General features: G+C 72.4%; 12 protein-coding genes. 8 read left to right on the forward strand and 4 right to left on the reverse strand.

Annotated features, from left to right (window positions below; all coding sequences use genetic code 11):
- The first annotated feature begins 88 nt into the window (after positions 1 to 88).
- From IFT72_RS04490 to IFT72_RS04500, 3 genes are read left to right on the forward strand one after another with little or no spacing between them, the layout of a single operon-like run.
- On the forward strand, positions 89 to 1,588 hold the full coding sequence (locus IFT72_RS04490; protein ID WP_371741198.1) for an RNA polymerase sigma factor: 1,500 nt from the start codon (positions 89 to 91) through the stop codon (positions 1,586 to 1,588).
- A gap of 4 nt (positions 1,589 to 1,592) precedes the next feature.
- Positions 1,593 to 2,852 (forward strand): MurT ligase domain-containing protein, encoded by a 1,260-nt coding sequence (locus tag IFT72_RS04495; protein WP_185232565.1) that lies wholly within the window; start codon positions 1,593 to 1,595, stop codon positions 2,850 to 2,852.
- Entirely contained in the window at positions 2,849 to 3,604 is a 756-nt protein-coding gene (locus IFT72_RS04500) for a type 1 glutamine amidotransferase (protein ID WP_185232567.1), read from the forward strand. The genes IFT72_RS04495 and IFT72_RS04500 overlap by 4 nt, the downstream gene beginning before the upstream one ends.
- 99 nt (positions 3,605 to 3,703) lie before the next feature.
- On the opposite strand, the gene IFT72_RS04505 is transcribed toward IFT72_RS04500, so the two are convergent.
- Entirely contained in the window at positions 3,704 to 3,931 is a 228-nt protein-coding gene (locus tag IFT72_RS04505; protein WP_056054537.1) for a hypothetical protein, read from the reverse strand.
- 234 nt (positions 3,932 to 4,165) lie between these two features.
- Here IFT72_RS04505 and IFT72_RS04510 point away from each other — a divergent pair, with 234 nt between their 5' ends.
- The gene (locus tag IFT72_RS04510) at positions 4,166 to 6,262 is read left to right on the forward strand and encodes a type IIA DNA topoisomerase subunit B (protein WP_167259114.1); all 2,097 of its coding nucleotides are present in this window, start codon (positions 4,166 to 4,168) and stop codon (positions 6,260 to 6,262) included.
- Between the two features lie 81 nt (positions 6,263 to 6,343).
- Here the strand turns inward: IFT72_RS04510 and IFT72_RS04515 are convergent, their stop codons facing one another.
- Entirely contained in the window at positions 6,344 to 8,857 is a 2,514-nt protein-coding gene (locus IFT72_RS04515) for a DNA topoisomerase (ATP-hydrolyzing) subunit A (RefSeq protein WP_244634145.1), read from the reverse strand.
- A 101-nt stretch (positions 8,858 to 8,958) separates the two neighbouring features.
- Here IFT72_RS04515 and IFT72_RS04520 point away from each other — a divergent pair, with 101 nt between their 5' ends.
- Positions 8,959 to 10,095, forward strand: coding sequence for an alkaline phosphatase family protein (locus IFT72_RS04520; RefSeq protein WP_192045664.1), 1,137 nt, complete (start codon positions 8,959 to 8,961; stop codon positions 10,093 to 10,095).
- A gap of 1 nt (position 10,096) precedes the next feature.
- Here the strand turns inward: IFT72_RS04520 and sepH are convergent, their stop codons facing one another.
- Complete coding sequence (sepH, locus tag IFT72_RS04525; protein ID WP_192045665.1) at positions 10,097 to 11,269, reverse strand: septation protein SepH; 1,173 nt, start codon at positions 11,267 to 11,269, stop codon at positions 10,097 to 10,099.
- A gap of 197 nt (positions 11,270 to 11,466) precedes the next feature.
- Between sepH and IFT72_RS04530 the strand changes: the two genes are divergently transcribed.
- Positions 11,467 to 11,757 (forward strand): DUF4193 domain-containing protein, encoded by a 291-nt coding sequence (locus IFT72_RS04530; RefSeq protein ID WP_056055877.1) that lies wholly within the window; start codon positions 11,467 to 11,469, stop codon positions 11,755 to 11,757.
- On the opposite strand, the gene IFT72_RS04535 is transcribed toward IFT72_RS04530, so the two are convergent.
- Positions 11,732 to 12,187, reverse strand: coding sequence for a DUF3093 domain-containing protein (locus tag IFT72_RS04535; protein ID WP_056054551.1), 456 nt, complete (start codon positions 12,185 to 12,187; stop codon positions 11,732 to 11,734). The two genes, IFT72_RS04530 and IFT72_RS04535, sit on opposite strands and share 26 nt — an antisense overlap.
- Before the next feature lie 38 nt (positions 12,188 to 12,225).
- On the opposite strand from IFT72_RS04535, the gene dut reads away from it, so the two are divergent.
- Both dut and IFT72_RS04545 read left to right on the forward strand, forming a co-directional pair.
- Complete coding sequence (dut, locus tag IFT72_RS04540; RefSeq protein ID WP_056054554.1) at positions 12,226 to 12,726, forward strand: dUTP diphosphatase; 501 nt, start codon at positions 12,226 to 12,228, stop codon at positions 12,724 to 12,726.
- Positions 12,723 to 13,442, forward strand: coding sequence for a DUF3710 domain-containing protein (locus IFT72_RS04545; RefSeq protein WP_192045666.1), 720 nt, complete (start codon positions 12,723 to 12,725; stop codon positions 13,440 to 13,442). Before dut ends, IFT72_RS04545 begins: the two co-directional genes overlap by 4 nt.
- The last annotated feature ends 3 nt before the right edge of the window (positions 13,443 to 13,445 follow it).

Genomic DNA, 13,445 nt, shown 5'->3' on the forward strand with positions numbered 1-13,445 from the left:
GCAATAATGGTCGAAGGACCCGTTCGTGTCCTCGCACACCGTCCGCCGTGAGGCGCGTCACCGCGAGGACTTGACATGGGTCCTCGTACTGCCCGAAATCCTGCACCATCTCCCGCGCGCCCCGTGGCGTGCGAGACCACAGCGACATCGGCCCGCCACCCGGGCCGATCCGGTCGGCCCGCCCCGCGGGCCGACCGCCCAGAAGCAAGGCCGACCGACGTCAGGGCGCCGGTCGACACGTCGAGACGCCGCGCCGCAGCCTCCCCGACGCAACCGACGATCGAAAGGTGTTCGCATGGCTACTCGCAGCAAGGCGACCACGGCCGCCCCGGCCGTGTCCGACGAGGGGACCGAGCTCGTGTCCCCGGCCACGGAGGCGGCCGAGACCGCCGCCGCGGCCCCCGCCAAGAAGGCCCCGGCCCGCAAGGCCCCCGCGAAGAAGGCCCCGGCCAAGAAGGCTCCCGCGAAGTCGACGAAGGCGGCGGCCGGCGAGGACGCCCCCGACGACGAGGCCGAGGTCGAGCCCGTCGAGGTTCCCGCCGACACCGAGGCCGACGCCGCCGACGAGACCGAGGGCGACGCCCCCGCGAAGGCTCCCGAGGTGCTGCCCACCGGTGCCCTCGTCATCTCGCAGGACGACGACGACGAGATGCCGGTCTACTCGACCACCATCACCGGTGCGACGGCCGACCCCGTCAAGGACTACCTGAAGCAGATCGGCAAGGTCGCCCTCCTCAACGCCGCCGAGGAGGTCGAGCTGGCGATGCGGATCGAGGCCGGCCTCTTCGCGGAGGACAAGCTCTCGCACAGCACGGGCCTCAGCAAGGAGCTCGAGCGCGAGCTCCGCTGGGTCGCCCGCGACGGGCAGCGGGCCAAGAGCCACCTGCTCGGCGCGAACCTCCGCCTCGTCGTGAGCCTCGCCAAGCGCTACACCGGTCGCGGCATGCAGTTCCTCGACCTCATCCAGGAGGGCAACCTGGGCCTGATCCGTGCCGTCGAGAAGTTCGACTACACGAAGGGCTTCAAGTTCAGCACCTACGCGACGTGGTGGATCCGCCAGGCCATCACCCGCGCCATGGCCGACCAGGCCCGCACCATCCGCATCCCCGTCCACATGGTCGAGGTCATCAACAAGCTGGCCCGCGTGCAGCGGCAGATGCTGCAGGACCTCGGTCGCGAGCCCACGCCCGAGGAGCTCTCCCGTGAGCTGGACATGACGCCCGAGAAGGTCGTCGAGGTCCAGAAGTACGGCCGCGAGCCCATCTCGCTGCACACGCCCCTCGGCGAGGACGGCGACAGCGAGTTCGGCGACCTCATCGAGGACACCGAGGCGGTCGTCCCGGCCGACGCGGTCGGCTTCACCATGCTGCAGAAGCAGCTGGAGTCGCTGCTCGACAGCCTCTCCGAGCGCGAGGCGGGCGTCATCCGCATGCGCTTCGGCCTCGGCGACGGGATGCCGAAGACGCTCGACCAGATCGGTGACACCTTCGGCGTGACGCGCGAGCGCATCCGCCAGATCGAGTCGAAGACGATGGCCAAGCTCCGCCACCCGTCCCGGTCGCAGTCGCTCCGCGACTACCTCGAGTAGACCCGTGAAGTACGTCATCCCCGTCCTGGCCGGGCGCCTGGTCCGTGCCGCGGCCCGGCTCCGCGGCGGCGGCTCGGCCTACCCGGGCCGCACCGTCCTGACGCTGGCGCCGGACTTCCTCAGCCACGTCGCGTCGCAGTTCGAGCAGGGCGTCGTCTTCGTGCTCGGCTCCAACGGCAAGTCGACGACGACGATGATGCTGACGGAGACGCTGCGGGCCCACGGCCTGTCGGTCTTCACCAACCCGACCGGGGCCAACCTGCCCCAGGGCATCGCGTCGGCCTTCCTCCGCGAGGTGACGGTGACCGGCCGTGTCAAGCACGACATCGGCGTGATCGAGGTCGACGAGGCCTTCGCGGTCGAGCTGACCCGGTCGCTGCACCCCTCGACGGTGCTGATGCTCAACGTCCAGGTCGACCAGCTCTACCGCTTCTTCGAGACGGAGCGCGTCGGCACGATGATGACCGACACGGCCGCGCTGGCGACGACCGCCGTGGTCACGAACCGCGACGACCAGCACCTCGCGCCCTACGAGGCACGCCCGGGGCAGATCGTCACCCGCTTCGGCGCGGCCCCCGACGTCGTCGAGGCGTCGCCCAACGGCCTGCAGAACGCCCACGACTTCAGCCGCGAGGCCGACGGCGGGCGGTCGGCCGACAGCGAGGTCCTCTCGCTCTCCGGCGACCGAGCCACCATCTCGGTCGGCGGCACCACGGTCGAGGTCAGGCTGCCCGCCCGTGGCCTGCACTACGCCGTCGACGCCGCGGCGGCGCTGCAGACCGCCTCGGTCGTCCTCGGCCGACCCGTCGACCCGGCCGCCGTCAGCCGGGCGTTCGAGTCGATGAAGCCTGCTTACGGGCGGGGCGAGCGCATGTCGCTCGGCGCCGACGAAGCAGAGTTCATCATGTTCAAGAACGCCGCGAGCCTCCAGCTGAACCTCGACGCCCTGCCGCAGGACGTCGAGCAGGTCATGCTGGCGATCGACGAGGGCACCCCCGACATCTCGTGGATCTACGACATCGACTTCTCGCATCTCGACCACGTCGACGTGCTGGCCGGTGCCAAGGCCTGGCAGCTCGCGCTCCGTCTCGAGCACGACGGCATCCCCGTGCACGTCATCGAGGAGGACATCTCGAAGGCCATCCGGCTCATGCGCCGGCTGCCCTCGCCGAGCGACCACACGAAGCACTTCGTGACGAACTACGAGCAGATGATGCTGGCCCGTCGCATCCTCGGCCACCCCGACCTGGAGAAGACCGCGTGAGCAGCGACACCCTCCGCCTCGTCCACCTCTACCCCGAGCAGCTCGGCGTCAGCGGCGACCGGGGCAACGTGACGGCCCTCGTCGAGCGCGCCCGCCGGGCCGGCATCGAGAGCGAGGTCCTCGAGTACCGGGTCGGCGACGCGGTACCCACGGTCGCCGACGTCGTGCTCGTCGGCCACGGCCCGCTCTCGGGCGTCCGCGCCGTCAGCGAGGACGCACAGCGCCTCCGCGACGCGCTGGAGGGCTTCGCCGCGTCCGGCGTCCCCGTCGTCGGGGTGGGCGGCGGCATGGAGCTCCTCAGCCACGGCGTGCAGACGACGGAGGGCGAGACGGTGGCCGGCATCGGCTTCCTCCCCGGCACCGTCCGCCGGGGCGCGCCGCGCCGCACGAACTACTTCCAGGTCACGACCGAGCACCTCGGCGACACGCTGACGCTCTTCGGCTTCGAGGACCACGCGGCGCACGTCGAGCTCGACGCCGACGCGGAGGCGTTCGCCACCGTCGTCCACGGCGGCGGCAACGGCGACGGTCGCTCCGAGGGCATCCGGCGGGGCGCCTCCTTCGGCACGCAGCTCAAGGGCCCCCTGCTCCCGCTCAACCCGGCCCTGAGCGACCGCCTGCTGCGGGCAGCGCTCACGCGCCGGAGCATCTCGTACCACCCGTCGGCCGCGCACGCGAAGCTCGACGAGTACGCCGCGGCCTCGCAGCGCGTCATCCGCGACAACCTGGAGCGCTCGTTCAAGGCGATGTGACCCGAGCGCGGGCGACCGCACGACGAAGGGCCCGTGCCGGGTGGCACGGGCCCTTCGTCGTCACGGGCCGGGGCGTGCCCGGCCGGGAGTCGTGGGTGGTCAGCTCGCCGTGAGCTTGGCGCTCTCGTCGAGCCACTCGACGGCGTCGGGCTGCAGCTTGTCCTTGAACTTCGCGCCGTGGTGGGCGCAGAAGAGCAGTTCGCCGCTGGCCATGGTCGCGCGGACGTAGGCCTGGGCTCCGCAGCTGTCGCAGCGGTCTGCGGCGCTGAGCTGGTACCGGGAGCCGAGCTCGTCGACGGCGGTGGTGTCGGTGGCCATCTGAGTCATGGGGTGCTCCTCCTGACGGTGGTGCTGTGGGTGGGTGACACTCATCAAAACACGCGCGCGGCGAGCACGGAGCACATTGCGCGGGATTTCGCTCCGCGCGTAGCGGAACGGCCCCGGACGGGGGCCTCGCGGGTGTCGACCCGGCCGTGTCGGGGGCTCTCGTTAAGATGGTCCGAGCCCACCGCCTCCGGATCCCCCGGTCGACGCGGTCGGCTCAGCGTCAGGAGATCCCCGTTGGCCACGTCTGATTACTCGGCTCGACACCTTTCCGTCCTCGAGGGGCTCGAGGCGGTGCGCAAGCGACCCGGCATGTACATCGGGTCGACCGACTCCCGCGGGCTGATGCACTGCCTGTGGGAGATCATCGACAACTCCGTCGACGAGGCGCTCGGCGGCCACGGCGACGCCATCGACGTCGTCCTGCACGCCGACGACAGCGTCACCGTCCGCGACACCGCGCGCGGCATCCCCGTCGACATCGAGCCCAAGACCGGCCTCACGGGGGTCGAGGTGGTCTTCACCAAGCTGCACGCCGGCGGCAAGTTCGGCGGTGGCTCGTACGCCTCCTCGGGCGGCCTGCACGGCGTCGGCGCCTCCGTCGTGAACGCCCTCTCGGAGCGGCTCGACGTCGAGGTCGACCGCGACGGCGTCACCTGGGCGATGTCGTTCCGCCGCGGGGAACCCGGCACGTTCGACGACTCCGGCGAGCCGACGCCCGACGCGCCCTTCACGCCGTTCGTCTCCGGCAGCGTGCTGCGCCGGGTCGGGAAGGTGAAGAAGGGCGTGACGGGCACGCGCATCCGCTACTGGGCCGACCGCCAGATCTTCACCCGCGGCGCGAGCTTCCAGCCCGACGAGCTGTTCGGGCGGGCCCGCCAGACGGCCTTCCTCATCCCCGGCCTGTCGCTGCGCATCCGTGACGAGCGGCCCGGCTCGCTGACCGACGGCGGCTTCCCCTCCGAGAGCACCTTCCGCTTCGACGGCGGCATCAGCGAGTTCGTCGAGTTCCTGGCTCCCGACACGGCCGTGACCGACACCTGGCGCATGACGGGCCGGGGGAGCTACACCGAGACCGTCCCCGTGCTGACCGAGGGCGGTGCCATGGTCGCCACCGAGCTCGAGCGCGAGTGCGAGGTCGACATCGCGCTGCGCTGGGGCAGCGGCTACGAGACGGTCTTCCGCAGCTACGTCAACATCATCGCGACGCCCAAGGGCGGCTCGCACCAGGCCGGCTTCGAGGCGGGACTGCTGAAGTTCCTCCGGCAGCAGGTCGAGGCGAACGCCCGTCGGCTCAAGGTCGGCACCGACAAGGTCGAGAAGGACGACGTGTTGGCGGGGCTGACCGCGGTGCTCACGGTGCGCCTCCCCGAGCCGCAGTTCGAGGGCCAGACGAAGGAGATCCTCGGCACCCCCGCCGTGCGGGCGATCGTCGCCGGCGTCGTGGCCGACCAGTTCGGCGAGCTCTTCGGCTCGTCGCGCCGGGAGGACAAGGCGCAGACCGCGCTCGTGCTCGACAAGGTCGTCGCCGAGATGAAGTCCCGCATCGCCGCTCGGGCCCACAAGGAGACACAGCGGCGCAAGAACGCGCTCGAGAACAGCTCGCTGCCCGCCAAGCTGGTCGACTGCCGGTCCAACGACGTCGCGAACAGCGAGCTCTTCATCGTCGAGGGCGACTCGGCCCTCGGCACGGCCAAGCTGGCCCGCGACAGCGAGTTCCAGGCGCTGCTGCCCATCCGCGGCAAGATCCTCAACGTGCAGAAGGCCTCGGTCAGCGACATGCTCTCCAACGTCGAGTGCGCGTCGATCATCCAGGTGCTCGGGGCGGGGTCGGGGCGGTCGTTCGACCTCGACGCGGCGCGCTACGGCAAGGTCATCATCATGAGCGACGCCGACGTCGACGGGGCCCACATCCGGACGCTGCTGCTCACGCTCTTCTTCCGGTACATGCGCCCGATGATCGAGCAGGGGCGCGTCTTCGCGGCCGTGCCTCCCCTACACCGGGTCGTGGCCATCAACGCCGGCAGCAAGCCGAACCAGACCATCTACACGTACTCCGAGCAGGAGCTGAAGGGGGTGCTGGCGGGTCTCCGCCGGAGCGGCAAGCGCTACCAGGACCCGATCCAGCGCTACAAGGGCCTCGGCGAGATGGACGCCGAGCAGCTGGCGACCACCACGATGGACCGCAAGGGGCGCATGCTGCGCCGGGTCAGGGTCGACGACGCGGAGAACGCGGCGCGGGTCTTCGAGCTGCTGATGGGCAACGACGTGGCCCCCCGCAAGGAGTTCATCATCGACGGGGCCGGCCTCAGCCGCGACCGCATCGACGTCTGACGCCGCCGCCGGGGTCGGCCCGACCGCTCGCCGCGGGGGAGCCCCGCCGGCCTGGCCGGGCCGGTGGCTGCCCGTCGTCGGTCAGTCGACCGGCTCGGCCCCGGCCTCGGCCCCCGTGGCCGAGTCGGTGACGTGCGCGACCGAGGCCCCCACCGACGCGACGACGGCCGGGAGCGGTGCCCCCGAGGCGTCGCGCCGCACGAGCTCCTCGGGCAGCGAGCGCACGGCGCCGTCCGCCGCGACCGCCCGGGCGGGTCCCGGCCCCACCCAGGCGAGCGAGAGGCCGCCTTCCCCCTTGAGGAGGGCGTGGGCGCGGACGCCGCCGGTCGAGCGGCCCTTGGCCGGGAACTCGTCGAAGGCGCTGAGCTTCGCGCGGCCGGGGTCGACGCCGTCGATCGAGGCCGCACTGGTCGACACCGTCGCGACCACCGCCTCCTGCCCCTCCGGCACGGCCCCGAAGAAGAGGACGCGGGCGCTGTCGGGCAGGCTGACCCCGGCCACGCCGCCGCCGGCCGGTCCCTGGGGCCGGACGGACGCTGCGGGGAACCGGAGCAGCTGGGCGGCCGACGTGACGAAGACGAACTCGTCGTCGTCGGTGCCCTGCGCCACGCCGACCACCGAGTCGCCCGGCTTGAGCGTGACGACCGGGAACTCGGGCTTGGCCGGCCACTGGCCGGGGGCGACCCGCTTGACGACGCCGCGTGCCGTGCCGAGGGCGACCGGGCGGTCGGCGGTGAGGGAGACGAGCGCCAGCACCTTCTCGGTGGCGTCCGGCAGCCCGAGGTACTCGCGCACCGGAACGCCGGCCCCGAGCTGGACCGAGGTGGGCGGGACGGAGGGCAGGTCCACCGGCGTGAACCGGATGAGGCGACCGGTCGACGTCACGGCGCCGACCTCGCTCCGCGTGGAGGTGTCGATCGACGAGAGCACCGCGTCGTGACTCGTGCGTCGGGCCGGGGGAGTCGGGGCCGCGGAGCCCGGCTCGGGGTGGTCGACCCTGAGGAGGCGCCCGGTCGTCGAGAGGAACACCCGCGTGGGCGTGTCCGCGATCTCCAGCACCGGAGCCTTGCGTCCACGCCCGGCCGTCGCGACGCTCGGGGCGGCCTCGGTGAGCAGGGTGCGTCGCGGGGTGCCGAACTGCTCCGCGATCTCCGCGAGCTCGGACGACACCAGCGCGCGCAGCCGGGCCGGGTCGGCCAGGAGGGCGCGGAGCTCCTCGATGGCGGCGACGAGCTCGTCGCGCTCCGACTCGAGCTCGATGCGGCTGAACTTCGTGAGCCGGCCGAGGCGCAGGTCGAGGATGTACTCGGCCTGGATCTCGCTGAGGTCGAAGACCTCCCGGAGCCGGGCCCGTGCGGCGGCCGAGTCATCGCTCGAGCGGATGACCTGGATCACCTCGTCGATGTCGAGGATGGCGACGAGGAGCCCCTCGACCAGGTGGAGGCGGTCCTCCTTCTTGCCCAGACGGTGGCGGCTGCGGCGCGTGACGACCTCGAGGCGGTGGCCCACGTAGACCTGCAGCATCTCCTTGAGGCCCAGCGTCCTGGGCTGGCCCTCGACCAGGGCGACGGCGTTGATGCTGAAGCCGTCCTCCAGGGGCGTGTAGCGGTAGAGCTGCTCGAGCACCGCCTCCGGGCTGAACCCGGTCTTGATGCCGACGACGAGCCGGAGCCCGTGCGTGCGGTCGGTGAGGTCGGTGACGTCGGTGATGCCCGTCAGCTTCTTCGCCTGGACGCCGTCCTTGATCTTCTCGATGACCTTCTCCGGGCCGACGAGGTAGGGGAGCTCCGTGACGACGAGACCGGACTTGCGGGCGGTGATGCTCTCGACCTGGACCTTGGCCCGCGTCTTGAACGAGCCCCGCCCGGTCGCGTACGCGTCGCGCACCCCGGCGAGCCCGGAGATCGTGCCGCCGGTGGGGAGGTCGGGGCCCGGCACGAAGGCCATCAGGTCGTCGAGGCTCGCCCCGGGGTGGTCGATGAGGTGCCGGGCGGCACCGACGACCTCGACGAGGTTGTGGGGCGCCATGTTGGTCGCCATGCCGACGGCGATGCCGCTCGCGCCGTTGACGAGCAGGTTGGGGAAGGCCGCGGGCAGCACCTCGGGCTGCATGAGCTGGTTGTCGTAGTTCGGGACGAAGTCGACGACGTCCTCGTCGAGGCCCCGGGTCATGGCCAGGGAGGCCTCCGCCAGCCGGGCTTCGGTGTAGCGCGGGGCGGCGGGGCCGTCGTCGAGGGAGCCGAAGTTGCCGTGGCCGTCGATCAGCGGCACGCGCATGGTGAACGACTGGGCCTGGCGCACCATGGCGTCGTAGATCGCCGTGTCGCCGTGGGGGTGCAGCTTGCCCATCACCTCGCCGACGACGCGGGCGCTCTTGACGTGCCCGCGGTCGGGGCGGAGCCCCATCTCCGACATCTGGTAGAGGATGCGACGCTGGACCGGCTTGAGGCCGTCGCGGGCGTCGGGCAGGGCCCGCGAGTAGATCACGGAGTACGCGTACTCGAGGAACGACCCCTGCATCTCGAGGGAGACGTCGATGTCCTCGATCCGCTCACCGTCGCTGGCGCTGCTCATGTCGTTCGTCGTCGTGGTCATGCACTTCTCGGGGGAAGGAGGCGCGGGGCGCCTCGGCGGGGCCGGCACCCGGCTGCGGGGCGGCGGGACCGGCCAGACGGCGCTGTGCCAGACTGGTGCCGATGACGACCATCGTACCGGCGCGCCCGACCGGAGCCGTGAGCCTGGCCGACGTCCTGGAGTCGTCCGTCGCCGCCCTCACGGGCCAGGTCGGCGCCCTCCCCCTTCCCCCCGCCCGCTCGGCGGTCGTCCTCCTCGTCGACGGCCTCGGCTCGGCCTCCCTGGGGGCCCGCGCGGGCCACGCGCGCACCCTCACGGGCCGGAAGGGCAGCATCTGGTCGGGCTTCCCGACCACGACGGCCGCCGCCCTCGCGACGCTCACGACGGGTGCGCTCCCCGGCGAGCACGGGCTCGTCGGCTGGTCCGTCCTCGACCCGGAGAACGACCGGGTCGTCAAGCAGCTCTCCGGCTGGGACGACCGGATGCGCCCGAGCACCTGGCAGCGCCGGTCGACCGTCTTCGAGCGCGGCTCCGCGGTCGGGGTCCGCAGCTTCGCGGTCGGGCCTCGTCGCTACGCCACCTCCGGGCTCACCGAGGCGATCCTCTCCGGCGCCGACTACGTCACCGCCGAGACCGTGGCCGAGCGCTTCGCCACCGCGCGCTCCCTCGTGGCCGCGCCCGGCGCCTCCCTCGTGTACCTCTACGTGCCCGAGCTCGACATGATCGCCCACCGGGCCGGGTGGGAGTCGGACGAGTGGACGGCGGCCCTGGAGGAGCTCGACGGAGAGGTGCGGCGCCTGGACGAGGCGCTCGGCGCCGACGAGGGGCTGCTCGTCACGGCCGACCACGGTGTGCTCGATGTGGCCGAGAAGGGCCGCGTCGTCTTCGGCGGCCAGGCCGCGCTCGTCGACGGGGTGCGCCACGTGGCGGGGGAGCCGCGCTGCCTCCAGCTGCACTTCGAGCCCGACGCGAGCGACGCCCTGCGGGCCGCGACCGTCGCGGCCTGGCGCGAGGCGGAGTCGCACCGTTCCTGGGTCGTCACCCGCGAGGAGGCGGTGGAGGCCGGCTGGTTCGGCCCGGTCGACGAGGCGGTGCTGCCTCGCATCGGCGACCTGCTCGTCGCCGCCCGCAAGGGGGTCGTCTACTACGACGGCCGCTCCACCGGCGGTGCCGCGGGCAGCATGATCGGCCAGCACGGGTCCTGGTCGAGCGAGGAGACGCAGGTGCCCCTGCGCCGGTTCGGGGCCTTCGCCCGCTGAGTCAGGCGGGGCCCTCGTCGTCCGTCCGGGCACCGAACACGATCTCGTCCCAGCTCGGCATCGACGCGCGCCCCCTGCCCTTCTTCGGCGGGGTGGTCGTAGCGGAGGTCGGGATCGGGTCGCGACCGCGGCCTCGACGGGCCGAGCCGATGGACCGGGGCTCGGCCGGGGCGGGGGCCGGCGGGTCGACCTGCTCGGTCTCGTCGTCCCGAGGGGCGGCAGGCGCGCCCTCGGGCAGGCCGAAGTCGGTCAGGGGGACGTCGATGACCCGCATCGACCCCGTGGACGGGTGCGCCGAGCGCTCGTCGTCCGTGAAGCGGGCGGCCTCGCGCTCGCCCCGACGGCGGCGCAGGGCCTCGAGCAGGTCGGCCGTCTGGGCCTGCGACGACGGGGAGGTCGGGGCGGAGTCGCGGTTCGTGGCGGCCAGGGAGGCGGCGGACCGCGGGTCGACGCGGGGGCGCTCGGCGGCCGGGGACTCGACGACGGTGTCGTCGACGACGTCGGAGCGGTCGGGGGCGATCTCGAAGGCGCCGGTGTCGAAGCGGCCGCCGGCGTCCGACTCGGCGTCGGAGGAGTGGCCCACCGCGCGGAGGCGCGGGACGAGGGGGCCCGGGTCGGCGGAGTGGCGGGACAGCACGTGGGCGTCGCCTGAGTGGGGCGCCAGGGCGGTGCGCTTGGGGTCGAAGCGCCAGACGGCGTCGCGGGCGACCTCCTGGGTGACGTAGGAGACCCGCACGACCCAGCCGTGCTCGCCGTCCTTGTAGCTCGTCCACTCGCGGTCGGTCGCGTCGGCGGCGTCGAGGCGGGACTCGATGACCGCGCCGAAGGTGCCGGAGCCCGTGGAGGGAGCCACCTCGGTGGCGACGGAGACGGCCACGCGGAGGGCCGTCTCGAGGACGAAGGCGCGCTCCGCGAGGACGGGGCCCTCGAAGCGGTGGACGAACTCGACGTCGGCGCCGGTGAGCGCGGCGACCTCGGCCGACGAGAGCCCGGAGCGCACGAGCGACTGGATCTCACGCGGCGGGGCCTTGCGCGTCGTGGCGGGCGTCTCGCCGCTCGCCGTGCGCAGCTGCGCGCGCAGCGAGTGCGTGACGGGGAGGCGGTACTCGACACCGGCGTCGGTGGTCAGGAGGAGCGCTCCGTCCTCGACTCCGTTGACCCTCAGATCCTGCATGTGGCACGCCTTTCGCCGTCGTGTTCCCGGGAGAAGAATCGCACGTCAGAGGCCGTCTGCCGGGAATGCGACGGGCGTGCCGCGGGTTCCACCGAGGCGGCCGAGAGGCCCCCCGCGGCGGGTTTGCTATTCGACAACGAGTGATGCAAACTGTGCCCGCCGAATCGGGCAACGATCAACACGAAGACTGGATGGGCATGGCCACCGACTACGACGCACCTCGCAAGAACGACGACGACTCGGAGTCGATCGAGGGCCTCAAGGAGCGCACCCCTGACAAGACGACCGGCGTCATCGACGACGACGCCGACAACCCCGGCTCGTTCGAGCTGGCCGGGCAGGACCTCTCCGACCTCGACCTCGACGTCGTCGTCCTCCCTCCCCAGGTCGACGAGTTCACCTGCGTGGAGTGCTTCCTCGTGAAGCACCGCTCGCAGCTCGACCACGAGACCAAGCTGGGCGCTATCTGCCGGGAGTGCGCCGCCTGAGCTCCTCCACCCGGCGCACGACCTCGTCAGGTCGTCGCGTCGACACCAACCAGTAAGGAGCGGGGTCGGACTCGTCGGTCAGCGTGATCTTCACGACCGGCCCCACCCAGCCCCGGAAGAGGGTCCAGGCTCGCGCGTCGAGCCCGGGCCCTCTCTGCGTGGTGGCGGCGGAGCCCGTGAACCCCGTCACCTCGCCGATCTCGTCGGGGTGCAGCCGGGCCCGGCCGGCGTGGAACCCCTCGTCGTCCACACGGACGACCGGCGAGCTGACCACGAGCGCCACGACCGCGGCCGCGTAGAACAGCACGGCCACCACGACGCCCACGACGGGGTCGATGGGCAGGAAGACCAGCAGGGTCGCGGGCACCAGGAGCGCCGAGGCGAGGAAGACGGTGAGCGGCGGCAGCAGCCGTTCGCGGTAGGGGTTCATGGGTCCATTCGACCAGACTTCTGCACTACCCTCGACACGTGACCCAGAGCCTCGACGTCCCCCTCACGGCCCGGAGGTCGCCCGCCGACCCGTCCACGGGCACGGCCGCCGTCGACCACACGCCGCGGTACGCCCACCCGGGCGACGCCGGCGCAGACCTCCTCGCGAGCGAGTCCGTCGTGCTCCTGCCCGGCCGTCGTGCCCTGGTCGGCACGGGGGTCTCGATCGCGCTGCCCGAGGGCCACGCGGCCTTCGTCATGCCCCGCAGCGGGCTCGCGGCCAAGCACGGCGTGACCGTCGTCAACAGCCCGGGCACCGTCGACGCGGGCTACCGTGGTGAGATCAAGGTCGCGTTGTTGAACACCGACCTCGAGGCCGAGCACCACGTCGCCGTCGGCGACAAGATCGCCCAGCTCGTCGTCATGCCCGTCGTCCGGGCCGAGTTCCTCCCCGTCGACGCCCTCCCCGAGAGCGTCCGCGGCGAGGGGGGCTTCGGCTCCACGGGCTACGCACACACCACCGGAGGCACCGCATCATGAGGAAGTCGAAGCGCGAAGCGCAGCAGCTGGCCACGACCGAGGTCGAGGCCGAGACCGCTGACCTCGACGACGTCGAGGTCAGCATCGAGTCCCTGGAGGACGCGGAGGTGGAGGTCTTCGACGACTCCAAGTCCGCTCCTGCCGACCGTGCCGACACGGGCCCGCTCGACGAGACCGAGGCCAGCCCCGTCCGCCCGTACGTCGACCTGGGCGGCGTGAAGATCCTGCCGCGCGACGGCCTGCACCTTCGCCTCGAGGTCGAGGAGGGCAGCAAGCGCGTCGTCGCCGTCGGGCTCGACTTCGCGAAGTCCACGCTCCAGGTGCAGCCGTTCGCCGCCCCCCGCAGCACGGGCCTGTGGAACGAGATCCGCGAGCAGATCACCGAGCAGATCCAGCGACAGGGCGGCACCACGGCCGAGGTCGACGGCCCGTTCGGCCCCGAGGTCAGGGCCGAGATCCCCGTGATGGGCGGCGACGCCAGCACGACCCGCCGAGCCCGCTTCATCGGCGTCGACGGCCCCCGCTGGTTCCTCCGCGGCGTCATCGCCGGCGAGGCGGCGGTCGACCCGGAGGCCGCGGAGAAGATCGAGGAGCTCTTCCGGAGCGTCGTCGTCGTCCGCGGCAGCACCCCGATGGCCCCGCGTGACCTCATCCCGCTGACCATGCCGAAGGCCGGCCCGACCGACGCCCCCAGCACGACGCCCTCGCGCGTCTGACGC

Source organism: Frigoribacterium sp. CFBP 8754 (assembly GCF_014841815.1).
GTDB classification, from domain to species: domain Bacteria; phylum Actinomycetota; class Actinomycetes; order Actinomycetales; family Microbacteriaceae; genus Frigoribacterium; species Frigoribacterium endophyticum.